This window comes from Pseudomonas sp. CP-1, assembly GCF_021213715.1.
GTDB classification, from domain to species: domain Bacteria; phylum Pseudomonadota; class Gammaproteobacteria; order Pseudomonadales; family Pseudomonadaceae; genus Pseudomonas; species Pseudomonas aeruginosa.
In genome coordinates, this window is sequence record NZ_JAJQKY010000014.1 from 79710 (window position 1) to 102740 (window position 23031).

General features: G+C 69.0%; 23 protein-coding genes. 13 read left to right on the plus strand and 10 right to left on the minus strand.

The window, feature by feature from the left end:
• Positions 1 to 17: 17 nt before the first annotated feature.
• Entirely contained in the window at positions 18 to 662 is a 645-nt protein-coding gene (gene nadD, locus LT948_RS23910) for a nicotinate-nucleotide adenylyltransferase (RefSeq protein WP_003110376.1), read from the minus strand.
• A complete protein-coding gene (locus LT948_RS23915) occupies positions 662 to 1927 on the minus strand; it encodes a glutamate-5-semialdehyde dehydrogenase (RefSeq protein ID WP_003132497.1) in 1266 nt (421 codons plus the stop codon). Before LT948_RS23915 ends, nadD begins: the two co-directional genes overlap by 1 nt.
• Positions 1928 to 2224: 297 nt before the next feature.
• Here LT948_RS23915 and LT948_RS23920 point away from each other — a divergent pair, with 297 nt between their 5' ends.
• Positions 2225 to 3448 (plus strand): alpha/beta fold hydrolase, encoded by a 1224-nt coding sequence (locus tag LT948_RS23920; protein WP_003132495.1) that lies wholly within the window; start codon positions 2225 to 2227, stop codon positions 3446 to 3448.
• Between the two features lie 7 nt (positions 3449 to 3455).
• Here LT948_RS23920 and LT948_RS23925 read toward each other — a convergent pair whose 3' ends face one another.
• On the minus strand, positions 3456 to 4313 hold the full coding sequence (locus LT948_RS23925; protein WP_003132493.1) for a class I SAM-dependent methyltransferase: 858 nt from the start codon (positions 4311 to 4313) through the stop codon (positions 3456 to 3458).
• A 63-nt stretch (positions 4314 to 4376) separates the two neighbouring features.
• Here LT948_RS23925 and LT948_RS23930 point away from each other — a divergent pair, with 63 nt between their 5' ends.
• Both LT948_RS23930 and LT948_RS23935 read left to right on the plus strand, forming a co-directional pair.
• A complete protein-coding gene (locus LT948_RS23930) occupies positions 4377 to 5096 on the plus strand; it encodes a DNA-3-methyladenine glycosylase (RefSeq protein ID WP_003110373.1) in 720 nt (239 codons plus the stop codon).
• Positions 5093 to 6406, plus strand: coding sequence for a bifunctional DedA family/phosphatase PAP2 family protein (locus LT948_RS23935; RefSeq protein ID WP_009313361.1), 1314 nt, complete (start codon positions 5093 to 5095; stop codon positions 6404 to 6406). Before LT948_RS23930 ends, LT948_RS23935 begins: the two co-directional genes overlap by 4 nt.
• Before the next feature lie 10 nt (positions 6407 to 6416).
• Here the strand turns inward: LT948_RS23935 and LT948_RS23940 are convergent, their stop codons facing one another.
• From LT948_RS23940 to LT948_RS23950, 3 genes are read right to left on the minus strand one after another with little or no spacing between them, the layout of a single operon-like run.
• Positions 6417 to 7010, minus strand: coding sequence for an LON peptidase substrate-binding domain-containing protein (locus LT948_RS23940; protein ID WP_003093212.1), 594 nt, complete (start codon positions 7008 to 7010; stop codon positions 6417 to 6419).
• A 19-nt stretch (positions 7011 to 7029) separates the two neighbouring features.
• Positions 7030 to 7740 (minus strand): LrgB family protein, encoded by a 711-nt coding sequence (locus LT948_RS23945; RefSeq protein ID WP_003093214.1) that lies wholly within the window; start codon positions 7738 to 7740, stop codon positions 7030 to 7032.
• Positions 7740 to 8102: a CidA/LrgA family protein gene (locus LT948_RS23950; RefSeq protein WP_003100294.1), complete on the minus strand. Its 363-nt coding sequence runs from the start codon at positions 8100 to 8102 to the stop codon at positions 7740 to 7742. Before LT948_RS23950 ends, LT948_RS23945 begins: the two co-directional genes overlap by 1 nt.
• 193 nt (positions 8103 to 8295) lie before the next feature.
• Here LT948_RS23950 and LT948_RS23955 point away from each other — a divergent pair, with 193 nt between their 5' ends.
• The 3 genes from LT948_RS23955 (at position 8296) to LT948_RS23965 (ending at position 11367) form a co-directional block, all read left to right on the plus strand.
• Positions 8296 to 8751, plus strand: a complete 456-nt coding sequence (locus tag LT948_RS23955) for a MaoC family dehydratase (protein ID WP_003093220.1) — start codon at positions 8296 to 8298, stop codon at positions 8749 to 8751.
• Positions 8752 to 8939: 188 nt separating this feature from the next.
• On the plus strand, positions 8940 to 10679 hold the full coding sequence (locus tag LT948_RS23960; RefSeq protein WP_003118249.1) for a C13 family peptidase: 1740 nt from the start codon (positions 8940 to 8942) through the stop codon (positions 10677 to 10679).
• Positions 10680 to 10725: 46 nt separating this feature from the next.
• Positions 10726 to 11367 (plus strand): oxidoreductase, encoded by a 642-nt coding sequence (locus tag LT948_RS23965; RefSeq protein WP_003093223.1) that lies wholly within the window; start codon positions 10726 to 10728, stop codon positions 11365 to 11367.
• Positions 11368 to 11386: 19 nt separating this feature from the next.
• Here LT948_RS23965 and LT948_RS23970 read toward each other — a convergent pair whose 3' ends face one another.
• From LT948_RS23970 to eatR, 4 genes are all read right to left on the minus strand, one after another.
• Positions 11387 to 11680: a YceK/YidQ family lipoprotein gene (locus tag LT948_RS23970; RefSeq protein ID WP_023094415.1), complete on the minus strand. Its 294-nt coding sequence runs from the start codon at positions 11678 to 11680 to the stop codon at positions 11387 to 11389.
• The gene (ubiX, locus tag LT948_RS23975) at positions 11664 to 12293 is read right to left on the minus strand and encodes a flavin prenyltransferase UbiX (RefSeq protein WP_003093227.1); all 630 of its coding nucleotides are present in this window, start codon (positions 12291 to 12293) and stop codon (positions 11664 to 11666) included. The genes LT948_RS23970 and ubiX overlap by 17 nt, the downstream gene beginning before the upstream one ends.
• Positions 12294 to 12301: 8 nt before the next feature.
• Positions 12302 to 13657 (minus strand): UDP-N-acetylmuramate:L-alanyl-gamma-D-glutamyl-meso-diaminopimelate ligase, encoded by a 1356-nt coding sequence (gene mpl / locus LT948_RS23980; RefSeq protein WP_003093229.1) that lies wholly within the window; start codon positions 13655 to 13657, stop codon positions 12302 to 12304.
• Between the two features lie 157 nt (positions 13658 to 13814).
• Complete coding sequence (eatR, locus tag LT948_RS23985) at positions 13815 to 15746, minus strand: sigma-54-dependent transcriptional regulator EatR (RefSeq protein ID WP_009313360.1); 1932 nt, start codon at positions 15744 to 15746, stop codon at positions 13815 to 13817.
• Positions 15747 to 16084: 338 nt separating this feature from the next.
• Here eatR and exaC point away from each other — a divergent pair, with 338 nt between their 5' ends.
• The 7 genes from exaC (at position 16085) to LT948_RS24020 (ending at position 22986) form a co-directional block, all read left to right on the plus strand.
• Positions 16085 to 17605, plus strand: a complete 1521-nt coding sequence (gene exaC, locus LT948_RS23990; RefSeq protein WP_232197124.1) for an acetaldehyde dehydrogenase ExaC — start codon at positions 16085 to 16087, stop codon at positions 17603 to 17605.
• Positions 17606 to 17962: 357 nt separating this feature from the next.
• Positions 17963 to 18034 carry a pyrroloquinoline quinone precursor peptide PqqA gene (gene pqqA / locus LT948_RS23995; protein ID WP_003106462.1) on the plus strand — a complete coding sequence of 24 codons (72 nt, stop codon included), beginning with the start codon at positions 17963 to 17965 and terminating at the stop codon, positions 18032 to 18034.
• A 52-nt stretch (positions 18035 to 18086) separates the two neighbouring features.
• Entirely contained in the window at positions 18087 to 19001 is a 915-nt protein-coding gene (gene pqqB, locus LT948_RS24000) for a pyrroloquinoline quinone biosynthesis protein PqqB (protein WP_003113495.1), read from the plus strand.
• 9 nt (positions 19002 to 19010) lie between these two features.
• Entirely contained in the window at positions 19011 to 19763 is a 753-nt protein-coding gene (gene pqqC / locus LT948_RS24005; protein ID WP_003111679.1) for a pyrroloquinoline-quinone synthase PqqC, read from the plus strand.
• A complete protein-coding gene (gene pqqD, locus LT948_RS24010) occupies positions 19760 to 20038 on the plus strand; it encodes a pyrroloquinoline quinone biosynthesis peptide chaperone PqqD (protein WP_003088542.1) in 279 nt (92 codons plus the stop codon). The genes pqqC and pqqD overlap by 4 nt, the downstream gene beginning before the upstream one ends.
• A complete protein-coding gene (pqqE, locus tag LT948_RS24015) occupies positions 20010 to 21155 on the plus strand; it encodes a pyrroloquinoline quinone biosynthesis protein PqqE (protein WP_003119136.1) in 1146 nt (381 codons plus the stop codon). Before pqqD ends, pqqE begins: the two co-directional genes overlap by 29 nt.
• A gap of 4 nt (positions 21156 to 21159) precedes the next feature.
• Positions 21160 to 22986, plus strand: a complete 1827-nt coding sequence (locus LT948_RS24020; RefSeq protein ID WP_033939484.1) for an alpha/beta hydrolase family protein — start codon at positions 21160 to 21162, stop codon at positions 22984 to 22986.
• Positions 22987 to 23031 lie beyond the last annotated feature (45 nt).

Sequence of the window (23031 nt, forward strand, 5' to 3'; positions counted from 1 at the left end):
CGGTCTCTGTTTCTTTATCAGTGTGGCGCACGATACAGGTGGTGCGCCTCGATGTAGTTCAATACTGCGTCCGGCACCAGGAAACGCACGGAGCGCCCGGCACCCAGCAGCGCACGGATCTGGGTGGCGGACACCGCCAGCGGCGTCTGCCAGACGAAGGTGATCTGCCCGCCCGGCCCTTTCAGGGCCTGCGGGTCGGCCACGCTCCGCGCCGCCAGCAGGTCGCGCAGCGACTCCGGCGGCTCGCTGTCGGCATCCGGACGCTGCAACACGACGATGTGGCAGTGATCCAGCAACGCCTCCCAGCGGTGCCACGTCGGCAAGCCGCAGAAGGCATCCCAGCCGATCAGCATGAACAACTGGTCGTCGGCCGCCAACTCCGCCCGCACCGACTCCAGGGTGTCGATGGTGTAGGACGGCTTGTCGCGCTTCAGTTCGCGGGGATCGACCGTCAATCGCTCGACTCCCGCCACCGCCCGCTCGACCATCGCCAACCGCTGCGCGGCCGACACCTGCGGGGTTTCCCGGTGCGGCGGCCGCGCATTGGGCAGCAGGCGCAGTTCGTCGAGGGCGAACTGCTCGGCCATTTCCACGGCGCTGCGCATATGTCCGATATGCACGGGGTCGAAAGTGCCGCCGAACAGGCCGATACGTTTGCCCATCAGGTGCGCACGTGACCGTCGCCGAAGACGACGTACTTCTCGCTGGTCAGGCCTTCCAGGCCGACCGGGCCGCGGGCGTGCAGCTTATCGGTGGAAATCCCGATCTCGGCGCCGAGGCCGTACTCGAAGCCGTCGGCGAAGCGGGTCGAGGCGTTGACCATCACCGAAGCGGAATCCACTTCGGCGAGGAAACGCCGCGCATCGCTGAAGTTCTCGGTAATGATCGCGTCGGTGTGCTGCGAGCCGTAGGTGTTGATGTGCTCGATCGCCGCGTCCAGCCCGTCGACGATGCGGATCGACAGGATCGGCGCGTTGTACTCGGTACGCCAGTCCTCCTCGGTAGCCTCCAGCACGTCTGCGCCGAGCAGCGCGCGGGTCGCGGCGTCGCCGCGCAGTTCCACGCCCTTCTCGCGGTAGATCGTGGCCAGCGGCGGCAGCGCCCGCTCGGCGATACCGGCATGCACCAGCAGCGTCTCCATGGTATTACACGGCGCGTAGCGCTGGGTCTTGGCGTTGTCGGCGACGCGAATCGCCTTGTCCAGGTCGGCGGCGACATCGATGTAGACGTGGCAGATGCCGTCCAGGTGCTTGATCACCGGCACCTTGGCCTCGCGGCTGATGCGCTCGATCAGGCTCTTGCCGCCGCGCGGGACGATCACGTCGACGTATTCGGGCATGCTGATCAGCGCGCCGACCGCGGCGCGGTCGGTGGTTTCCACCACCTGCACGGCGGCGGCCGGCAGGCCGGCCTCGGCCAGGCCCTGCTGGATGCAGCGGGCGATCGCCTGGTTGGAGTGGATCGCCTCGGAGCCGCCGCGCAGGATGGTCGCGTTGCCGGACTTCAGGCACAGGCTGGCGGCGTCGATGGTCACGTTCGGCCGCGACTCGTAGATGATCCCGACCACGCCCAGCGGCACGCGCATCTTGCCGATCTGGATGCCCGAGGGCACGTAGCGCATGTCGCGGATCTCGCCGATCGGGTCGGGCAGCGTGGCGACCTGGCGCAGGCCCTCGATCATGTCGTCGATGCGCGCCGGGGTCAGCGCCAGGCGGTCCAGCATCGCCGGCTCCAGGCCATTGGCCCGGCCGGCGGCGAGGTCCTGCTCGTTGGCGTGGGACAACTCCGCGCGGGCGGCGTCCAGCGCATCGGCCGCGGCCAGCAGGGCGCGGTTCTTCTGCGCGGTGGCGGCGCGCGCGAGCAACCGCGAGGCGGCGCGGGCATCGCGGCCCAGGCGGCTCATATAGTCGAGGACGGACTCGGTCATGGTCTCGGCATCTGGCGTCAGGGAAATGCGCGATTATAGCGAGCCAGCCCCGGCGCGCCCAGCCGCAACAGCCGGTCGGTAGACAGTGCGTTCTGCGGCCCCCGGCGGTAACGCGGCGGCCCCGCTGCGCCTGGGCCTGTGCGCGAGACGGTGACACCCGGGCGCAGGCGCCGGCCGAAGGATAGGTAAACAAAATTGCTACCTCTGTTTACCTTCGAAGCGAGCCTGGCCGCTGCCACCCACCGGCACCCGCTCGGCAGAACAACAATAACGACGCACACACCGCGGGGCCTCGCCATGCGCTACCGTACCGACTACAGCGCGCAGTCGCTGAGCAGCGAACCGGATATCCTCTTTCTAGACGGCTGGCAACTGCGCTACCAGGCCTTCGCCGCCCGCGCCGACGACCCGCGCCCGCCGGTGCTCCTGCTGGGCGGCGCCTTCCAGAGCTTCCGCTCGTTCGCCGGCGAGGTCAGCGAACTGCTCGCCGAGCACCCGGTGATCCTGCTCGACCTGCCGAGCCAGGGCGGCAACCTGCAACTGGCGGCGGAACTGAGCCTGGAAGACCTCGCCGACCTGATCGCGGCCTTCGCCGAACGGCTCGGCCTGCCGCCGTTGATGCCCATCGGCCTGTCCTACGGCTCGGCCCTGGCCGCGCTGTTCGCCGCCCGCCATCCGCGCCGCTGCGCGCGCCTGCTACTGGCCGGCATCACCGCATTCGGCCGCCCCGGTGCGCGGCTGCTGCTGGAAGAAGCGCTGGCCCGGCTCGACGAGGGCGACCAGAGCGCCTTCGCCCACGGCGTACTGACCGGCCTGATCAACCCGCTACAGCTGGAACGTACCGGCGTCTCCCCGGTATTTCGCAAGGCCATGCTGCGCCAGTTGCAACGCCTGACCGTGGCGGAGATCGAACGCTACCGGCAGAATAGCCGGCGCCTGCTGGCCTTCGGCGGCTTCGAGCGGCACCCGACCTGCCCGACCCTGGTACTCGCCGGCGAGTACGACCATTTCACCCAGCCCTGGGAACATGCGGTGTTCGCCCATGCCTGCGGGAACGCCGAGTTCGCCCTGATCCACGACGCCGACCATCTTGCCCAGTTCGAACGACGCGAGGCCTGCGCCCGGCTCTACGGCCCGTTCCTGCGCGGCGAGGCGCTGCCGGAGCGCGCCGAGGGCAGCACGCGGATCCCGCGCACGCGCCTGCTCGGCCTGGAGCGACGCTTCGAGGTCCGCCATCGGCCAGCCCAGGGGCACGCTCGGCTGGAACATCCGCAGCTCGGCGTCTATGCGGCGGAACTGGTGGAACTCGGCTATTTCGGCGGGCGGCTGCACGCCGAGCTGCCCGAATCCCGCCCGCAACGCGGCTGGCGGTTGTGCTACGACGGCCTGGCGGACTTGGACATCCTGCCCCTGCGTTCGACCGCCGGCGGCTTCGCCTTCATCTTCCCGCACTCCGATCCGGCGGCCAGCGCCGGACTGGCCGACCTCCTCGCCGCCTGGCAGCGAGCGGAGGTCGCCTGAAAGGCGGCTATGCCGTGCGGCTTTCGATCACCCGCACCAGGCTCGGCAGGCGTCCCTGCGGCAAGCCCAGGGCGGCGCCTTCGCGCTGCGGGTCGAGCACCAGGGTGGAGGCAAAGCCGCAGCGGGCGAAGGCCGCCTCGATTTCCGCGGCATTGCGGTAGTGCAACGGATAGCTTCCCCGCGTCAGCCGCCCGATGATCCCCACTCCCCAGCGGATCTGCCGGTAGCGCGGGTGCTCGCGGAGATCGGGATAGAGGTCGGTCAGGTAAGTGCCCTGGGGAAAGCGTTTAAGTTCGGTCGCCAGGCGACTCCAGAAGGCCTCGATCACCGGGCGCTGGAAATAGTTCACCAGCCCCTCGGTGATCACCACCAGCGGGCGCTCGCGGTCGAGCCCGGCGAACAGCGCGGCGAGGCTGCGCTCGCCGTCCTCGGCGAGGATATCCACAGCCGCCACCGCGTGCTCCGGACCCAGCCAACCCTGATCGCGAAGCAGCGCCGCCTTGCGCGCGGCCATCGGCGGCAGGTCGGCCTCCAGGTAGCGCAACTGTGGATAGCGTTGCCGGAAGCGTCGCCCGCGCGGCGAGAGCCCGCAGGCCATTTCCACCACCTGGACCACTCCCTCGCGTTCGACGGCCTGGGTCAGGCGCGCGTCGATCATGAGGTGTCTTTGTAACAGGAAATCCTCGATGTTCAGCCCGAAACCGAGCTGCGCGCCCCAGTTGATCGGCGCGACGAAGCCGTGTACCCAGCGGCCGAAGACGGTGGCGAAGGCCGGTTCGGCGAGTCGATGGCGGAACCAGACGTAGCCAGTGTAATGGGCGCTGGGCGTGATGTGGGCACTGTCGACACGCTCTCGTTCAACCATGATTCAGGCTCTTGTTGTTATCATTCGCCAGCCTATGACTGCCATGGTCCCAGCGACAATCCCATGTCCCGCGATCCCATCCTTAGTTTGCCCTGGCCCGACGCCCGGCCACTCCCCGACACCTTCTTCGACCGCGATGCGTTGCTGGTCGCCCGCGAGCTGCTGGGCAAGGTGATCCGCCATCGCCAGGGCAATCTCTGGCTGGCGGCGCGAATCATCGAGACCGAGGCCTACTACCTGGAGGAGAAAGGCAGCCACGCCTCGCTCGGCTACACCGAGAAGCGCAAGGCACTGTTCCTCGACGGCGGGCACATCTATATGTATTACGCGCGCGGCGGCGACTCGCTGAACTTCAGCGCCGGCGGGCCGGGCAATGCGGTGCTGATCAAGTCCGGCCATCCCTGGCTGGATCGCATCAGCGACCACGCGGCGCTGGAGCGGATGCAGAGCCTGAACCCGGACAGCCAGGGCCGGCCCCGCGAGATCGGCCGCCTGTGCGCCGGCCAGACCCTGCTGTGCAAGGCCATGGGGCTGAAGGTGCCGGAGTGGGACGCACAGCGCTTCGATCCGCAGCGACTGTTCGTCGACGATGTCGGCGAGCGCCCCAGCCAGGTGATCCAGGCCGCTCGGCTGGGCATTCCGAAGGGGCGCGACGAACACCTGCCGTACCGTTTCGTCGATGCCGCCTTCGCCGCCTTCTGCACCCGCAACCCACTGCGCCGCGGCCAGGTCGCCGGGCGCGACTATCATCTACTCGGACACCAGGACCCGCACCTGCAATGAGTCTCGACAGCTTCAACGCCTGGATGGCCGCCAACCCCGAGTGGCTGGGGCTGGCCATCTTCCTCATCGCCTTCCTCGAATGCGCGGCCATCGTCGGCATCGTCCTGCCCGGCGTGGTGCTGCTGTTCGGCGTCGCGGTGATCGCTGGCAGCGGCGCCCTCAGCCTCGGCGAAACCCTGCTGCTGGCCTACGCCGGCGGGGTGCTGGGCGACCTCAGCTCGTACTGGATCGGCCGCCGCTTCCACCAGAACATCCGCCGCCTACCCGGCCTGCGCAGCCATCCGCAGTGGATCACCGCCGCCGAGGTGTACTTCGAGCGCTACGGTATCGCCAGCCTGCTGGTCGGCCGCTTCATCGGCGCCCTGCGGCCGATGCTGCCGATGGTCGCCGGCATGCTCGACATGCCGTTCGGCCGTTTTCTCGGCGTTTCGCTGATTGCCGCCGCCGGCTGGGCGGTCGCCTACCTGTTGCCCGGCTGGGCCACCGGCGCAGCCCTGCGCCTGCCGTTGCCGGAAGGCTTCTGGAGCGAAGCCGGGATCGTCGCGGCCTGCCTGGCGGTGCTGGTCGGCGTGGTAGTCCAGGCCAGCCTGCGACGCAAACGCTGGGCAACCGCTGTGGCGGCCGCGCTGAGCCTGGTCCTGCTGCTGGCGATGACCGTCGCCTGGCCGTACCTCCAGGACCTCGACCAGGGCCTGATGACGCTGGTCCAGGAGCACCGCAACGCCGACCTGAACCCGGTGATGGTGGTGGTCACCCGGCTCGGCGATTTCCGCACCCAGTTCATCGCCGGCGCGCTGCTCGGCGGTATCCTCCTGCTGACCCGGCAATGGCGTCCGGCCATCTTCGCCATCGGCACCCTGGTGGGTACCGCGCTGGCCAACCAGACCCTGAAGACCCTGTTCGCCCGCGCCCGCCCGGAAGTGCTGGCCGAACCGCTGAGCAGCTTCAGCTTCCCCAGCGGGCACAGCTCGGCGTCCTTCGCCTTCTTCCTCACCCTGGGCGTCCTCGCCAGCCGCCAGCAACCGCCGCGCTGGCGCCTGACCTGGGTACTGCTGGCGGTGATCCCGTCGCTGAGCATCGCCCTGTCGCGGGTCTACCTTGGCGTGCACTGGCCGTCGGACATCGTCGCCGGCGCCCTGCTCGCCACTACGGTCTGCGCCGCCAGCCTGTGGCTGAGCCAGCGCCGCGAGTCGCTGCCGGCGCTGCCGCAACGGGTCTGGTGGCTGCTGTTGCCGGTCTGCGTGGCGACCCTGGCGATCGCCGCCGGCTGGGCCCTGCCGGAAGCCATTGCGCGCTACCGGCCGCTGTGAGGGTTGGCGCTCAGTCGATACCCAACTCGCCCTGCAGGTGCTCCAGCAGCACCTGGATCCGCGCCAGTTGCATCTGCGCGTCGGGCAGGGCGAGCAGTTCGAGCTTGCGTTCGGTATCGAACGGCAGCAGGTAGGCCAACTGGTTGGCCAGGTCCTGCTGGCCGCCGGGCTCGCCGCCCATCTCCAGCGCGGCCACCATCGGATGCTCGGCCAGCACGCTGAGCAACGCGGCGAGATCGTTGTGTTCGTAGGTCAGGGGTTGCTCCGGCAGGTCTTCGAACCACTCGATCTCGCCAACGCTGAGCTGGTCGGCCTGGACCTCCACCGACAGCACCTGGAAACGCCGACCGCCCTCCACGCGGATGCCCAGCAGGCCGTTCGGGCGCTGCTGCCAGTCGCGGACCGAGGCCTCGCAGCCGACCATCGCCAGGCGGCTCGGCGCTTCGCCGACCTCCCGCCCTTCGCCGATGGTCACCACGCCGAAACCGGTGCCCTGCTTCATGCAGCGGCTGATCATGTCCAGGTAGCGCGCCTCGAAGATCTGCAGGTCCAGGCGGCAACCGGGGAACAGCACGGCGTTGAGGGGAAACAACGGCAACTTCATCGCGACTCCTCGGGCATCGTCAGGCAACCAGCGCTACCGCCAACGGTAGCAGCACTGCGGTGGCAACGCCCATCAGGCTCATCGCCAGGGCGGCGAAGGCGCCGCACTCCTCGCCTTCCTGCAAGGCCCGCGAAGTGCCCACCGCGTGGGCCGTCATGCCCAGCGCCATGCCCTGCGCGGCGGGGTGCCGGACGCCGATGGCGCGCAGCAGCTCCGGCCCGAGGATCGCCCCGAGCACCCCGGTGATCAGTACGAACACGGCGGCCAGCGCCGCCACGCCGCCGATCTGGCTGGCCACCAGCATGGCGATCGGCGAGGTCACCGACTTCGGCGCCATGCTCATCAGCATCCGCGGCTCGGCACCGAACAGCCAGCCGAATGCGATGCCCAGCACCGTCGCCAGCGTACCGGCGACCACCAGGGTCAGCAGGGTCGGCCAGAACAATTGGCGGATACGCCGCAGGTTGAGGAACAGCGGCACCGCCAGGGCCACCGTGGCGGGGCCGAGGAGAATGGTCAGGACCTTGGCGCTGGCACTGTATTCGTCGTAGTCGATGCCGCAAAGCAGCAGTACGCCGATCACCACCAGCATCGACACCAGCACCGGCTGCAGGAACACCCAGCGGGTCCGTTCATAGGCGGCCAGGGCCAACTGGTAGGCGCCCAGGGTCACGCCGACGCCGAACAGCGGATGGTGGATCACCGCCTCGAGGGCGGCCTGCCAGGCCATCAGGACTCCTCCCGGCGACGTTGCTGGCGATCGATGAGCTTCTGCATCATCCAGCCGGCGAACAGGAACGACAGCACCAGCGACAGTACCAGCGCGCCGACGATGGCCCAGAAGTCGGCGGCGATCTCCCGCGCATAGGCCATCACCCCGACCGCCGCCGGCACCAGCAGCAGCGGCAGGTAGCGCAGCAACGAGCCGGCCGCCTCGTTGACCGGCTTGCCGACCTCGCCACGCGCCAGGAAATAACCGAACAGCAGCACCAGGCCGATGATCGGACCGGGCAGCATGGGCAACAACAGAACGTTCAGACCTGTGCCGAGCAACTGGAACAGCACCAGCCAGGTCAGACCACGAAGCAACATGGGCACCTCCAGCAAGGGCCGACCATTATGCCCAGCCCGCCGGGACATTGGCACGCTCCTCGCCTATCCATCAGTCGCAGTCGCGGCACCGCATGACGCGATATTCGCCAGGCCGATGGTTTCTTGACCCGGTCGCCAACGCGTGCTGATCTTCCTGCACCATGAGAACAACAGCCATCCTCCCGGAGGACTTATGCCATTCGTACCCGTAGCAGCGCTCAAGGACTATGTCGGCAAGGATCTCGGCCATTCCGAATGGCTCACCATCGACCAGGAGCGGGTCGACCAGTTCGCCGAATGCACTGGCGACCACCAGTTCATCCACGTCGATCCGGAGAAAGCGGCGAAGACGCCCTTCGGCGGCACCATCGCCCACGGTTTCCTGTCCCTGTCGCTGATCCCGAAGCTGATGGAAGGCCTGCTGGTGCTTCCCGAAGGACTGAAGATGGCGGTCAACTACGGCCTCGATACGGTGCGCTTCATCCAGCCGGTGCGGGTCGGCTCGCGGGTCCGCCTGGGCCTGACCCTGCTCGACGTCAACGAGAAGAATCCCGGCCAGTGGCTGATCAAGGCGCGCGCCACCCTGGAGATCGAAGGCCAGGAGAAACCCGCCTACATCGCCGAGACCCTCAGCCTCTGCTTCGTCTGAGCCCGCCCCAGCGAGCGTTGCCGTTCGCTTGACGGCCAGGCGCCTTCGCGCCCCTCTCCCCCTCCAAAAGCCCCCGCTCGCGGGGGCGCTCTAGGCCGGCAGGGAAATACCCTACTGCCAGGCAACGATTTTTCCGCCACACTGTCTCCCCTCCACCCTCGGACCGAACCACTCATCGGGAACGCCGCATGCTTCGCCCCGCCAGGTCTCTCTCGCTCTGCTCCGCCCTGGTCATCCTGCTCGCCGCCTGCGGCGAGGGCGAACCGCTGCTCCCGGCCGATGCGCGCCTGCCGGACGGCGCGCGCTATCGCGGCGAGCTGGTGGACGGGCGCCTGGAAGGCCAGGGCCGGCTGGACTACGACAACGGCGCCTGGTACGCCGGCCGCTTCGAGCATGGCCTGCTGCACGGCCATGGCACCTGGCAAGGTGCCGACGGCAGCCGCTACAGCGGTGGCTTCGCGGCCGGCCTGTTCGACGGTCAGGGACGCCTGGCGATGGCCGATGGCAGTGTCTACCAGGGCGGCTTCCGCCAGGGCCTGTTCGATGGCGAAGGCAGCCTGGAACAACAGGGCACTCGCTACCGCGGCGGTTTCCGCAAGGGCCTGTACAGCGGCCAGGGCACGCTGGACGGCAGCGATGGCAGCCGCTACCAGGGCAGCTTCCGCCAGGGTCGCCTGGAAGGTGAAGGCAGCTTCAGCGACAGCCAGGGCAACCAGTACGCCGGTACCTTCCGCGACGGGCAACTGAACGGCAAGGGGCGCTGGAGCGGGCCCGATGGCGACCGCTACGTCGGCCAGTTCAAGGACAACCAGTTCCATGGCCAGGGGCGCTACGAAAGCGCCAGCGGCGATGTCTGGATCGGCCGCTTCAGCGAAGGCGCGCTGAACGGCCCCGGCGAGCTTCTCGGCGCCGACGGCAGCCGCTACCGCGGCGGTTTCCAGTTCTGGCGCTTCCATGGCCAGGGCCTGCTCGAACAACTGGACGGCACCCGCTACGAAGGCGGCTTCGCCGCCGGCGCCTATGCCGGCCAAGGCACCCTGGACCGCGCCGACGGCAGCCGTGAGCAGGGACTCTGGGCCGACGGCAAGCGCATCCGCGACGCCGCCGGCAAGGCCCTGCCCGACACCCTGGAAATCGGCCTGTTGGCCCAGGGTCGCCTGCTCGACGAAGAACTGCGCAAGATCCCGGCCTCGACGCCGGCCAGCGAACTCTATGCCCTGAGCCTGGGCGGCGATGGCCGCCAGGGCGTGTTCCTGCGCGAGGCCGATTACGCCGGCGACCTGCTCGGCCAGCGTTTCGCCGCTCGTGGCGTGATTCGCCTGGTCAACCACCGCGACCACTTCGGCGACCGCCCGCTGGCTACCCGGGAAAGCCTGTCCCGCGCCGTGCGCACCCTGGCCGAACGCAGCGGGCCGGAAGACCTGGTCTTCATCTACCTGACCAGCCACGGCTCCAGCGACCACCAGTTGGCCCTGGACATGCCCGGCCTGAACCTCGGCGACCTGCCGGCCGCGGAACTGGCCGAACTGCTCGCGCCGCTGCGCCAGCGCGACAAGGTGCTGGTGGTATCGGCCTGCTACAGCGGGGGCTTCATCCCGCCGCTGAAAGACGAACGTACCCTGATCCTGACCGCCGCGCGTGCCGACCGGGTCTCGTTCGGCTGTTCCGACGACGCCGACTTCACCTATTTCGGCCGCGCCTTGCTGGCCAATGCGCTGAACCGCACCGACGATCTGTCCAAAGCGTTCGAACTGGCGAAAGAGGAAGTGCGTCAAAGGGAGAAGGAGGAAGGTTTCGAAGCTTCGGAACCGCAAGCCTGGTTACCGGAACGCGTGCTCGCGCACTGGCGGACGCTGCGGGGGCAGCAAGCCGAGCGCGCGCTCGCGTCCCGGGAAGGAAAAACCGGCGAGGGCGCGGCGGGCAAATAGATACGCCGCGCACTACGCTCATTGGTGTGGAAGGGGAGAAACACACATGCACTCGACGCCCAAGCGCGTTCTGCTCGCCGGCGCGACCGGTCTTACCGGCGAGCACCTGTTGGATCGGATATTGAGCGAGCCGACCCTGGCCAAGGTCATCGCCCCTGCCCGCAAGGCGCTGGCCGAGCATCCGCGGCTGGACAACCCGGTCGGCCCGCTGGCCGAGCTGCTGCCGCAACTCAACGGCAGCATCGATACCGCCTTCTGCTGCCTCGGCACCACGATCAAGGAAGCCGGCTCGGAGGAGGCCTTCCGCGCGGTCGATTTCGACCTGCCGCTGGCGGTGGGCAAGCGCGCGCTGGAGATGGGCGCCCGGCATTACCTGGTGGTCAGCGCCCTGGGCGCCGACGCCAAGTCGTCGATCTTCTACAACCGGGTCAAGGGCGAACTGGAGCAGGCCCTGCAGGAACAGGGCTGGCCACAGCTGACCATCGCCCGGCCATCGCTGCTGTTCGGCCCGCGCGAGGAATTCCGCCTGGCCGAGATCCTCGCCGCGCCGATCGCCCGCATCCTTCCCGGCAAGTACCACGGCATCGAGGCCTGCGACCTGGCCCGCGCGCTCTGGCGCCTGGCGCTGGAGGAAGGCAAGGGCGTGCGCATCGTCGAGTCCGACGAACTGCGCAAGCTGGGGAAATGAGCCGCGGGCGGGTCCCGCCCTACATGCCGCCGCTGACGCCGAGGTTGAGGCCGATGGCGGTGGCCAGCGAGAACGGCAGCAACAGGGTGTCCAGCAGCGCGCTGCCCGGCAGGTCGAGCCCCGGATGGGCCGGCGCCTCCGCGCCGAAGCGTTCCATTGGGCAGCAGCCGCCGTGCAGGCTGTACCAGTCCAGCCGGGTGCCGGCGTAGACCACCGGCGCCCCTGGCTTGGCCGCATCCAGGGTGCGCACGGTGGCGCAACCGCCTAACTGCACCGCCAGGACCAGTAGCAGCACCCTACTCGTCGCTGACAAGGTGCTGTTCCCCCCAGCGCGGCAGCATGTCCTGGGGAATCCCCAGGGTGTTGAGGATTCGCGCGACGACGAAGTCCACCAGGTCCTCCACCGATTGCGGCTGGTGGTAGAAGCCCGGCGCCGCCGGCAGGATCACCGCGCCGAGGTTGGACAGCTTGAGCATGTTTTCCAGGTGGATACTGGAGAACGGCGCCTCGCGCGGCACCAGCACCAGCGGCCGGCGCTCCTTCAGGGCGACATCGGCGGCGCGCTCGATGAGGTTGTTGCAGGCCCCCGTGGCGACCGCCGACAGGGTGCCGGTGGAACACGGGCAGATCACCATGGCATTGGGCGCGCTGGAGCCGGAGGCCGGCGGCGCCATCCAGTCGTTCTGGCCGAACACGCGGATCTGTCCGGCGGCGGCACCGCAATATTCGGTGAGGAAGGCCTGCATCGCCTGCGGCTTGGCCGGCAGGGCCACGTCGGTCTCGGTGGCCATCACCAGTTGCGCGGCCTTGGAGATCAGGAAGTGCACCTCGCGCTCTTCCTGCACCAGGCAATCGAGCAAGCGCAGGCCGTACTGGGCGCCTGAGGCGCCGGTCATCGCCAGGGTAATGCGTTCCGGACCGCTCATCGCGCCCCTCACTCGGCCAGCGCCGCGGCCAGCTTGCCGTGCAAGCCGCCGAAGCCGCCGTTGCTCATGATCACCACTTGCGCGCCGGGCCTGGCCTGCTGGCGCACCTGCTCTATGATCGCCTCCAGGGTATCGCAGACCTGCGACGGTATCGCGCATTGCGCGGCGGTGGCGGCCAGGTCCCAGCCCAGGTTCGGCGGCGCGTACCAGAGCACCTGGTCGGCCTGGCGCACGCTGTCCGGCAGGCCGTCGCGATGAGCGCCGAGCTTCATCGAGTTGGAACGCGGCTCGACGATGGCGATCACCTGGGTATCGGCGCCAACCTGCTTGCGCAGGCCGTCGAGGGTGGTGGCGATGGCGGTCGGATGGTGGGCGAAGTCGTCGTAGAGGGTCACGCCCCGGACCTCCGCGACCTTCTCCATGCGCCGCTTGACGTTGCGGAACTCGCTGAGCGCCGCCGCGCCCTGGCTGGGCATCACGCCGACATGGCGCGCCGCCGCCAGGCTGGCGAGGGCGTTGGCGACGTTGTGCAGGCCGGTCAGCGGCCAGTCCACCTCGCCCTGGACGATGCCGTCGAACAGCACCTCGAAGCGCGAGCCGTCCTCGGCGAGCAGGCGCGCCTGCCACTGGCCGCCTTCGCCGGTGGTCTGCACCGGGGTCCAGCAGCCCATCCCGAGTACGCGCTCCAGGGCTTTCTCGGCGCTCGGGCGAATGATCAGGCCCTCGCCCGGCACAGTGCGCACCAGATGGTGGAACTGCCGCTCGATGGCCGCGAGGTCGGGGAAGATATCCGCGTGGTCGAATTCCAGGTTGTTCAGGATCGCCGTGCGCGGGCGGTAATGGACGAACTTCGAGCGCTTGTCGAAGAAGGCGCTGTCGTACTCGTCGGCCTCGACCACGAAGAACGGCGTACCGCCCAGGCGCGCCGAAACCCCGAAGTTCTGCGGCACCCCGCCGATCAGGAAGCCCGGGCTCATGCCGGCGTGCTCCAGAACCCAGGCGAGCATGCTGGTGGTGGTGGTCTTGCCGTGGGTACCGGCCACCGCCAGCACCCAGCGTCCTTGCAGCACGTGGTCGGCCAGCCACTGCGGGCCGGAAACGTAGGGCAGGCCCTTGTTCAGGACATGCTCCACCGCCGGATTGCCGCGCGACAGGGCGTTGCCGATCACTACCAGGTCCGGCGCCGGCTCCAGGTGGGCCGGATCGTAGCCCTGCATCAGCTCGATGCCCTGGGCTTGCAGCTGGGTGCTCATGGGGGGGTAGACGTTGGCGTCGGAACCGGTCACCCGGTGGCCCAGTTCCTTGGCCAGCACGGCCAGCGAGCCCATGAAGGTCCCGCAGATGCCGAGTACGTGGATGTGCATGCAGACTCCTGCAGATCAAGCCGTCGAAGGCGCTGTGAATGGGCGGCAGATTAGCACAGCGGAGGCGCCGGCCGCCCGGCGTCGCGGCATCAGACGACGCGGCGTCGGCGGGGTTCCCGCCGGCCTCGCGGCGGCCCGCCTGGAGCCGTCCCGCCCGTCAGGCCTGACCGCGCACCAGGCCGTGCCGGCGCAGCTTGCGATACAGGGTGTTGCGGCTGATCCCCAGTTGCTCGGCCACCCGGCTCACGTGCCAGCGCTGGCCATCCAGCGCCGCCAGCAACGCGGCTCGCTCGGCGTCGTCCAGGCTGTTGCCCGCGGCCGGGGCGGGCGCCGCTGCGGCGGGCGGCAGCACCGCCAGGGCCTGGCGGATATCCGCGGGCAGGTCGCGCAGGCCGACCCGGCCGTCCTCGCAGAGTGCCACCAGGGTCCGTAGCACCGTGCGCATCTGCCGGACGTTGCCCGGCCAGCGGTAGGCCAGCAGGCCCTGGCGAACCTCGCCGTCGAGCTGGATGCGCTGGCCCCTGGCTTCCTCGGCCAGCAGGTAGTCCAGCAGCTCCTCGCGGTCGCTGCGCTCGCGCAGCGGCGGCAGGCTCACGACCATGCCATTGAGGCGGTAGTAGAGATCCTCGCGGAAGCGTCCATCGGCGACCAGCTCGGCCAGGTCGCGGTGGGTAGCGCTGATCAGGCGCACGTCGACATCCTCCGGCTCGCCGCCCAGCGGTACTACCCGGCGCTCTTCCAGCACCCGCAGCAGGCGGGTCTGCAAGGCCAGCGGCATGTCGCCGATCTCGTCGAGGAACAGGGTGCCGCCGTCAGCCTGCTGCAACTTGCCGCGCATGCCCTCCTTGCGCGCGCCGGTGAAGCTGCCGCCGCGATAACCGAACAGTTCGCTCTCGATCAGGGTTTCCGGGATCGCCGCGCAGTTCAGCGCGACGAACGCCTGTTCCGCGCGCGGGCCGGCCAGGTGCACGGCCTTGGCGAAGGCCTCCTTGCCGGAACCGGTCTCGCCGTTGAGCAGCAGCGGCACGTCGCGCGCGTAGACCTTCAGCGCCCGGCGGAAATCGGCGGCCAGCTCGGCGTCGCCCAGGCACAGGCCGGGCGCGGCAGGCGCCGGCTTCGCTGCCGGGGGCACCGCCAGGCCCTGGGGTATCGCCCGCGGCGCGCCGCGCAGCATGGCGTACAGGGTCCGTCCCTCGCGGGTGCGCAGCGGCCAGCTGGCGCTGGGTTGCGGCGAGGCGCGACCGAGCAGGTCGTCGAGACGGCAATCGAAGAAGGTCTCCACCGGCTGGCCGAGCAGGCGCTGGCGCGGACAACCGAGCAGGTTCAGCGCGCTCTGGTTCACCGCGCGGATCCGCCCGTCTTCCTCGAAGGCCAGCAGCCCTTCGCTGAACAGGCCGACATAGTCGCCCTGGACATGGAAGCGCAGCAGCCAGGAGCCCTCGAAGCGACGGAGGAAATAGCAGCCCTCGATGATCTTCGCCGACAGGTTGACCAGCGCCATGGTGTGGAACTGGCTCTGCCGCGAGACTTCCTGGCGCGCCGAAGACACGTCGAGCACCGCCATCAGCTCGCCCTGCGGATCGAACACCGGGCTCGCCGAGCAGGTCAGGCCGGTGTGGCGGCTACGGAAGTGCTCTTCCTGCTGGATGGTCAGGGCCTGCCGCTCGACCACGCAGGTGCCGATGCCGTTGGTGCCTTCGCAGGGCTCGCTCCAGTCGGCGCCGAGCCAGAGGCCGGCGTGTTCGAAGGTCTGGCGCTGGGCGTCGGCGTTGACGCAATTGAGGATCACCCCGCGGGCATCGGTGAGTAGTACCGCGTGGTCGTTGCCGGAAAGCTGCTGGTAGAGGCTGTGCATCTCGCCATCGGCGATCTCCAGCACCTGTTGCAGGCGCTCGCGGCGTTCGAGCATGCGCGCGTGCTCCAGCACCATCGGCGCCATCGGCTGGCCGGGATCGAGATGGTGCTGTTCCAGGCAGCGCAGCCAGGAGCGGGCGATGGACGGATCGGTCGCAGGGCCGCCCGGCGGGATCTTGCCCTGGGCGACGGTCAGCACTTGCCGCGCGTGGCGGCTCATGGAACTGGCAGGCATTGTTATGGTTCTCCGCGAGGGACGGGCCGTCTCTTGCCTGGGCGCGGTGGATCGGTCCGCGAGTCTCCGGACGGCTATCGGTGCAGCATCCAACAGGCCGGGGCGCAATGCAACGACGGACTGACCGATGAGTCATGCGCTGCGCCGAAAACGGTACAGAGTGTCACTCACGAGCGTCCCGCCCGCGTGACAGGGAGCGTTCGCAAGCCCCCCTGCGAAACCTCCAGGACGCTCTACTTCGGGCCTTTCGCCACTCTGGCCCGGCCCTTGCTCCAGGCTTACGACAAGCGCGACAGCGCGTCCTCCCCTAATAAGCACAAGAGCCAGGAGATACCATCATGCGTTACGCTCATCCCGGTAGCGAAGGCGCCATCGTTTCCTTCAAGGCCCGCTACGGCAACTACATCGGCGGCGAGTTCGTGCCTCCGGTCAAGGGCCAGTACTTCACCAACACCTCGCCGGTGAACGGCCAGCCGATCGCCGAGTTCCCCCGTTCCACCGCCGAGGACATCGACAAGGCCCTCGACGCCGCCCACGCCGCCGCCGACGCCTGGGGCCGCACCTCGGTGCAGGAGCGTTCGAACATCCTGCTGAAGATCGCCGACCGCATCGAGCAGAACCTGGAACTGCTCGCCGTCACCGAGACCTGGGACAACGGCAAGGCCGTGCGCGAGACCCTCAACGCCGACATCCCCCTGGCCGCCGACCACTTCCGCTACTTCGCCGGCTGCATCCGCGCCCAGGAAGGCTCCGCCGCCGAGATCAACGACAGCACCGTGGCCTACCACATCCACGAGCCCTTGGGCGTGGTCGGGCAGATCATCCCGTGGAACTTCCCACTGCTGATGGCCGCCTGGAAGCTGGCCCCGGCGCTGGCCGCCGGCAACTGCGTGGTGCTCAAGCCGGCCGAGCAGACCCCGCTGGGCATCTGCGTGCTGCTGGAACTCATCGGCGACCTGCTGCCGCCGGGCGTGCTCAATGTCGTCCAGGGCTTCGGCAGGGAGGCCGGCGAGGCCCTGGCCACCAGCAAGCGCATCGCCAAGATCGCCTTCACCGGTTCCACCCCGGTCGGCTCGCACATCCTCAAGTGCGCGGCGGAGAACATCATTCCCTCCACCGTCGAGCTGGGCGGCAAGAGCCCGAACATCTATTTCGAAGACATCATGCAGGCCGAGCCGGCGTTCATCGAGAAGGCCGCCGAGGGTCTGGTGCTGGCCTTCTTCAACCAGGGTGAGGTGTGCACCTGCCCGTCCCGCGCGCTGGTCCAGGAGTCGATCTCCCCGGCGTTCATGGAAGAGGTGCTGAAAAAGGTCAGGGCGATCAAGCGCGGCGACCCGCTGGACAACGAGACCATGGTCGGCGACCCGGCTTCCCAGCAGCAGGACGAGAAGATCCTCTCCTACCTCGACATCGCCCAGCAGGTCGGCGCCGAGCTGCTCGCCGGCGGCAGCGTCGAGAAGCTCGAAGGCAACCTGGCCAGCGGCTACTACATCCAGCCGACCCTGCTCAAGGGACACAACAAGATGCGCGTGTTCCAGGAGGAAATCTTCGGCCCGGTGGTCGGCGTCACCACCTTCAAGGACGAAGCCGAGGCCCTGGCCATCGCCAACGACACCGAGTACGGCCTCGGCGCCGGTCTCTGGACCCGTGACATCAACCGCGCCTACCGCATGGGCCGCGGGATCAAGGCCGGTCGCGTGTGGACCAACTGCTACCACCTGTACCCGGCCCACGCCGCGTTCGGCGGCTACAAGAAGTCCGGCGTCGGTCGCGAGACGCACAAGATGATGCTTGACCACTACCAGCAGACCAAGAACCTGCTGGTGAGCTACGACATCGACCCGCTGGGCTTCTTCTGAGCGGTCCTCAGCCGCCGCGGATCGCTCCGACCCGCGGCCTTTCCGCCAAGGCACCTGCGGATGCGCTCGTCCCGCGTCCCGACGCGGCTTTCCCCATGGCGGGTTCTGGCGCGACGCGGCCCTGGCCGCGTCTTTTTTTTCGCCTCGCCGCCGCCCCGGCATGGACTAGGCTTCTGCCCTGCACCAGGGCGAACCAGGGGGGCGCAACGGCGATCTCCCGGCGAACCTTGGGCGGAACAGGCAGTCCCTACCAAATCAGGGGGAGAACTCCTTCGAAAGTCTCATTCGGAGCGAGCCCCGCTGATGTTTAACTCGACCTGCCGGAATCGCCCGGCCCCACCAGAGAGGATCGACCCCATGTGGACCAAGCCCAGCTTCACCGACCTGCGTCTCGGTTTCGAAGTGACCCTCTACTTCGCCAACCGCTGATCCGTTCGGCCCCGGTCTTCCGGGGCCTCCCTCCAGCCCGCGGGGCAGACCCATGCACATCCGTATTCTCGGTTCGGCCGCCGGCGGCGGCTTCCCCCAGTGGAACTGCAACTGCCGCAACTGTCGCGGGGTCCGCGACGGCAGCGTAGCGGCCCAGCCACGCACGCAATCCTCCATCGCCCTGTCCGACGACGGCGAGCGCTGGATCCTCTGCAACGCCTCGCCCGACATCCGTGCCCAGATCGCCGCCTTCCCGGCCCTCCAGCCGGCGCGTCGGCCGCGCGATACGGCGATCGGCGCGATCGTCCTGCTCGACAGCCAGATCGACCACACCACCGGCCTGCTCAGCCTGCGCGAAGGCTGCCCGCACGAAGTCTGGTGCACGCAGATGGTCCACCAGGACCTCAGCGAAGGCTTCCCGCTGTTCCCCATGCTTTCCCACTGGAACGGCGGCCTGCGCCACCGGCCGATCGCCCTCGATGGCGAGCCTTTCGCCATCCCGGCCTGTCCGCGCCTGCGCTTCACCGCGATCCCCCTGCGCAGTAGCGCGCCGCCGTATTCCCCGCATCGCGGCGATCCGCATCCGGGCGACAACATCGGCCTGTTCGTCGAGGACCTCGATAGCGCCGGTGCGCTGTTCTATGCACCGGGCCTCGGCGAGGTGGACGAGGCGCTGCTCGAATGGATGCGCCGCGCCGACTGCCTGCTGGTGGACGGTACGCTCTGGCGCGACGACGAGATGCTGGTCTGCGAGGTCGGCGACAAGCTCGGCCGGCAGATGGGGCACCTGGCGCAGAGCGGGCCGGGCGGCATGCTCGAGGTGCTGGCGAAGGTGCCGGCCGCGCGCAAGGTACTCATCCACATCAACAACACCAATCCCATCCTCGACACCGCTTCGGCCGAACGCGCCGAGCTGGATGCCAGTGGCATCGAAGTGGCCTGGGATGGCATGCACATCCAGCTGTAGGGGGCCAACATGAGCCGTGCCGCCATGGATCGCGCCGAATTCGAACGGGCGCTGCGCGACAAGGGACGCTACTACCATATCCACCATCCGTTCCATGTCGCGATGTACGAGGGCCGTGCCAGTCGCGAACAGATCCAGGGCTGGGTGGCGAACCGTTTCTACTACCAGGTCAACATCCCGCTGAAGGACGCGGCGATCCTGGCCAACTGTCCCGACCGCGAGGTCCGCCGCGAGTGGATCCAGCGTATCCTCGACCACGACGGCGCCCCCGGCGAGGCGGGCGGCATCGAGGCCTGGCTGCGTCTGGCGGAAGCGGTGGGCCTGGAGCGCGAGCAGGTGCTGTCCGAGGAGCGGGTGCTGCCCGGCGTGCGCTTCGCCGTCGACGCCTACGTCAACTTCGCCCGTCGCGCCAGTTGGCAGGAGGCGGCGAGCAGTTCGCTGACCGAACTCTTCGCCCCGCAGATCCACCAGTCGCGGCTGGACAGCTGGCCGCGCCACTATCCGTGGATCGAGGCGGCCGGCTACGAGTATTTCCGCAGTCGCCTGGCCCAGGCCCGGCGCGACGTCGAGCACGGCCTGCGGATCACCCTGGAGCACTATCGGACCCGCGAGGCACAGGAACGCATGCTGGATATCCTGCAATTCAAGCTGGACGTGTTGTGGAGCATGCTCGACGCGATGAGCATGGCCTACGAACTCGAACGCCCGCCGTACCACACGGTGACCCGCGAGCGGGTCTGGCATCGGGGGCTGGCATCATGAGCCTGCCGTCGCTCGACAGCGTGCCGATGCTGCGCCGGGGCTTCCGCTTCCAGTTCGAACCGGCCCAGGACTGCCATGTGCTGCTCTACCCCGAAGGCATGGTCAAGCTCAACGACAGCGCCGGGGAAATCCTCAAGCTGGTCGATGGCCGCCGCGACGTGGCGGCCATCGTCGCGGCGCTGCGCGAGCGTTTCCCCGAAGTCCCCGGCATAGACGAAGACATCCTGGCGTTCCTCGAGGTGGCCCATGCGCAATTCTGGATCGAGCTGCAGTGAAAGCGTGGGGCCGCCGCTCTGGCTGCTGGCCGAGCTGACCTATCGCTGTCCGTTGCAGTGCCCGTACTGCTCGAACCCGCTGGAATTCGCCCGCGAGGGCGCCGAGCTGAGTACCGCGGAATGGATCGAGGTGTTCCGCCAGGCTCGCGAGCTGGGCGCCGCACAGCTCGGTTTCTCCGGCGGCGAGCCGCTGCTGCGCCAGGACCTCGCCGAACTGATCGAGGCAGGGCGCGGCCTGGGCTTCTACACCAACCTGATCACCTCCGGCATCGGCCTCGACGAGGCACGCCTGGCGCGCTTCGCCGAGGCCGGGCTGGACCACGTGCAGATCAGCTTCCAGGCCGCCGACGAAGAAGTGAACAACCTGCTCGCCGGCTCACGCAAGGCCTTCGCCCAGAAACTGGCGATGGCCCGCGCGGTGAAGGCGCACGGCTATCCGATGGTGCTCAACTTCGTCACCCACCGGCACAACATCGACAACATCGAGCGGATCATCCAGCTGTGCATCGAGCTGGAAGCCGATTACGTCGAACTCGCCACTTGCCAGTTCTACGGCTGGGCCGCGCTGAACCGTGCCGGGCTGCTGCCGACCCGCGCCCAACTGGAGCGCGCCGAGCGGATCACCGCCGAATACCGCCAACGGCTGGCCGCCGAAGGCAATCCGTGCAAGCTGATCTTCGTCACCCCCGACTACTACGAGGAACGGCCGAAGGCCTGCATGGGCGGCTGGGCCAGCGTATTCCTCGACATCACCCCCGACGGCACCGCGCTGCCGTGTCACAGCGCGCGGCAATTGCCGGTGCAGTTTCCCAACGTGCGCGAGCACAGCCTGCGCCACATCTGGTACGAATCGTTCGGCTTCAACCGTTACCGCGGCGACGCCTGGATGCCCGAACCCTGCCGTTCCTGCGAGGAGAAGGAGAGGGACCACGGCGGCTGCCGCTGCCAGGCGTTCCTCCTCACCGGCGATGCCGACGCCACCGACCCGGTCTGCGCCAAGTCGGCACGGCACGACCTGATCCTCGCGGCCCGTCGCCAGGCCGAGGAGGCGCCGCTTGGCCTGGACGCGCTGACCTGGCGCAACCAGCGCGCGTCACGCCTGATCTGCAAGGCCTGAGGCAATGGTCGACTACGGCGACTGGCCGAGCGACTGGAGCGCCGAGCGCGCGGTAGCCGCCGGGCGCGATTTCAGCGAGCTGAAGGCGGCCCATGGCGGGCTGGCCTGGGTGGAATTCGATCCGGCCAGCGCGCGCTCGCGCCTGTACCTGTGGCGCGACGGCGTGCTGGAGGAGCCCACCGCGCCGGACGGCTCGGTGCGCAGCCGGGTCTACGAGTACGGCGGCGGCGCCTGCTGCGTGACGCTCGACGGGCTGGCCTGGGTCGACGAAACCGACCAGCAGGTACGCCGCTGGCGAGCGGGCCGCGCAGCCCAAGTGCTGGGCGGCGGGGCGCAGTGTCGCTACGGCGACCTGGCCTACGTCGATGCCTGGGATGCCCTGCTGGCGGTGGAAGAGAGCCATGGGCCGACCGGGGTCGTGCATCGCATCGTGCGCCTGGACGCCGATGGCGCGCGCCGGGTGCTGGTCGAGGGCGCCGATTTCTACGCCGCGCCGCGTGCCGCCGGCCAGGGGCGGCGGCTGGCCTGGATCGAATGGGACCGTCCGCACCAGCCCTGGACCGAGACCCGCCTGGGCCTGGCGGAGAATGGGCGTACGCGCTGCCTGGCCGGAGCCGGAGGCGGCGAGTCGATCCAGCAACCACGCTTCGATCCCGCCGGCCGCCTTCACTGGCTGAGCGACCGCGACGGCTGGTGGCGTCCCTGCGCCGAGGTCGCGTTGGCCGGCCGCTTCGCCGATGCCGACCACGCTGGCGCGCCCTGGCAACTGGGCGCTTGCAGCTACCTGCCGCTGGGAGAGGGAAGGCTGCTGCTCAGTCGCGTCGAGGTCGGCGGCGGGCAACTGTTCCTGCGCGAAGCGGACGGCAGCGAGCGGCGCCTGGCCGCGGACTGGAACCGGTTCGCCGGACTGGCCGCGGATGCCCGGGCGTTCTACTGCATCGCGGCGGCGGCCGGACGCCTGCCGGCGCTGCTGGCGATCCACCGCGACGACCTGCGCGTCGAGGTGCTGCGTGGCGGCGAGCGACCGCTGGCGGAGGATGACCTGTCGCATCCGCAGGCCTTCGTCTATGGGCTGGGCAACGGCGAAAACGGCCACGGTTTCTTCTATCCGCCGCGCAATGCCCGCCGCCGCGTCGATCCCCGACGACCAGCGCCGCTGCTGGTGTGGCTGCATGGCGGACCGACCTCGATGCATTCGCCGGCGTTCGATGCCGGCCTGCAATTCTGGACCCAGCGCGGTTTCGCCGTGGCGGCGCTGAACTACCGGGGCAGCAGCGGCTACGGCCGCGCCTATCGGCAGCGCTTGCGCGGCCAGTGGGGGCGCCTGGAGTTGCGCGATATCGAGGCCGCGCTGGCGCGGCTGGACGCGGAGGGACGGATCGACCGCGCCCGGGTCTTCGTCCGTGGCGCCAGCGCCGGAGGCTACAGCGCGTTGCGCGCCCTGGCTTGCCTCGATGGCCTGCGCGGCGGCGCCAGTCTCTATGGGGTCAGCGATCCGTTGGCACTGGCGCGTTGCACCCACAAGTTCGAGGGTGACTACCTCGACTGGCTGATTGGCGACCCGCTGCGCCAGCGCCGTCGCTACCTGGTGCGCAGCCCGGTGCTTCAGGTCGGGCGTATCCGCGCGCCGGTAGTGTTCTTCCAGGGCGGGCTCGACGCGGTGGTGGTGCCGGAGCAGACCGAGGCGATGGTCGCCGGCCTGCGGCGCAGCGGCGTGCGCGTGGAGTGCCACCGCTATCCGCAGGAGCGCCACGGTTTCCGCCAGCCGGCCAATCGCGCCCATGCGCTGCTGGCGGAATGGCGCTTCTACCTGGGCCTGCTGGAGGATTGAAAGGGCCGCCAAGGTCGCATTGCAATAACCGACGAATGCAGTAGG

What these genes read in the sequence shown, in the direction of transcription:
- LT948_RS23925 (WP_003132493.1), bottom strand. Translation starts at nt 4,313, where the DNA reads ATGGTTGAACGAGAGCGTGTCGACAGTGCCCACATCACGCCCAGCGCC.
- nadD (WP_003110376.1), bottom strand. Translation starts at nt 662, where the DNA reads ATGGGCAAACGTATCGGCCTGTTCGGCGGCACTTTCGACCCCGTGCAT.
- LT948_RS23950 (WP_003100294.1), bottom strand. Translation starts at nt 8,102, where the DNA reads ATGTTGCTTCGTGGTCTGACCTGGCTGGTGCTGTTCCAGTTGCTCGGC.
- LT948_RS23945 (WP_003093214.1), bottom strand. Translation starts at nt 7,740, where the DNA reads ATGGCCTGGCAGGCCGCCCTCGAGGCGGTGATCCACCATCCGCTGTTC.
- eatR (WP_009313360.1), bottom strand. Translation starts at nt 15,746, where the DNA reads ATGCCTGCCAGTTCCATGAGCCGCCACGCGCGGCAAGTGCTGACCGTC.
- LT948_RS23915 (WP_003132497.1), bottom strand. Translation starts at nt 1,927, where the DNA reads ATGACCGAGTCCGTCCTCGACTATATGAGCCGCCTGGGCCGCGATGCC.
- LT948_RS23930 (WP_003110373.1), top strand. Translation starts at nt 4,377, where the DNA reads ATGTCCCGCGATCCCATCCTTAGTTTGCCCTGGCCCGACGCCCGGCCA.
- exaC (WP_232197124.1), top strand. Translation starts at nt 16,085, where the DNA reads ATGCGTTACGCTCATCCCGGTAGCGAAGGCGCCATCGTTTCCTTCAAG.
- pqqE (WP_003119136.1), top strand. Translation starts at nt 20,010, where the DNA reads ATGCGCAATTCTGGATCGAGCTGCAGTGAAAGCGTGGGGCCGCCGCTC.
- LT948_RS23935 (WP_009313361.1), top strand. Translation starts at nt 5,093, where the DNA reads ATGAGTCTCGACAGCTTCAACGCCTGGATGGCCGCCAACCCCGAGTGG.
- LT948_RS23955 (WP_003093220.1), top strand. Translation starts at nt 8,296, where the DNA reads ATGCCATTCGTACCCGTAGCAGCGCTCAAGGACTATGTCGGCAAGGAT.
- pqqC (WP_003111679.1), top strand. Translation starts at nt 19,011, where the DNA reads ATGAGCCGTGCCGCCATGGATCGCGCCGAATTCGAACGGGCGCTGCGC.
- LT948_RS24020 (WP_033939484.1), top strand. Translation starts at nt 21,160, where the DNA reads ATGGTCGACTACGGCGACTGGCCGAGCGACTGGAGCGCCGAGCGCGCG.
- LT948_RS23940 (WP_003093212.1), bottom strand. Translation starts at nt 7,010, where the DNA reads ATGAAGTTGCCGTTGTTTCCCCTCAACGCCGTGCTGTTCCCCGGTTGC.
- LT948_RS23960 (WP_003118249.1), top strand. Translation starts at nt 8,940, where the DNA reads ATGCTTCGCCCCGCCAGGTCTCTCTCGCTCTGCTCCGCCCTGGTCATC.
- pqqB (WP_003113495.1), top strand. Translation starts at nt 18,087, where the DNA reads ATGCACATCCGTATTCTCGGTTCGGCCGCCGGCGGCGGCTTCCCCCAG.
- pqqD (WP_003088542.1), top strand. Translation starts at nt 19,760, where the DNA reads ATGAGCCTGCCGTCGCTCGACAGCGTGCCGATGCTGCGCCGGGGCTTC.
- mpl (WP_003093229.1), bottom strand. Translation starts at nt 13,657, where the DNA reads ATGCACATCCACGTACTCGGCATCTGCGGGACCTTCATGGGCTCGCTG.
- LT948_RS23965 (WP_003093223.1), top strand. Translation starts at nt 10,726, where the DNA reads ATGCACTCGACGCCCAAGCGCGTTCTGCTCGCCGGCGCGACCGGTCTT.
- ubiX (WP_003093227.1), bottom strand. Translation starts at nt 12,293, where the DNA reads ATGAGCGGTCCGGAACGCATTACCCTGGCGATGACCGGCGCCTCAGGC.
- LT948_RS23920 (WP_003132495.1), top strand. Translation starts at nt 2,225, where the DNA reads ATGCGCTACCGTACCGACTACAGCGCGCAGTCGCTGAGCAGCGAACCG.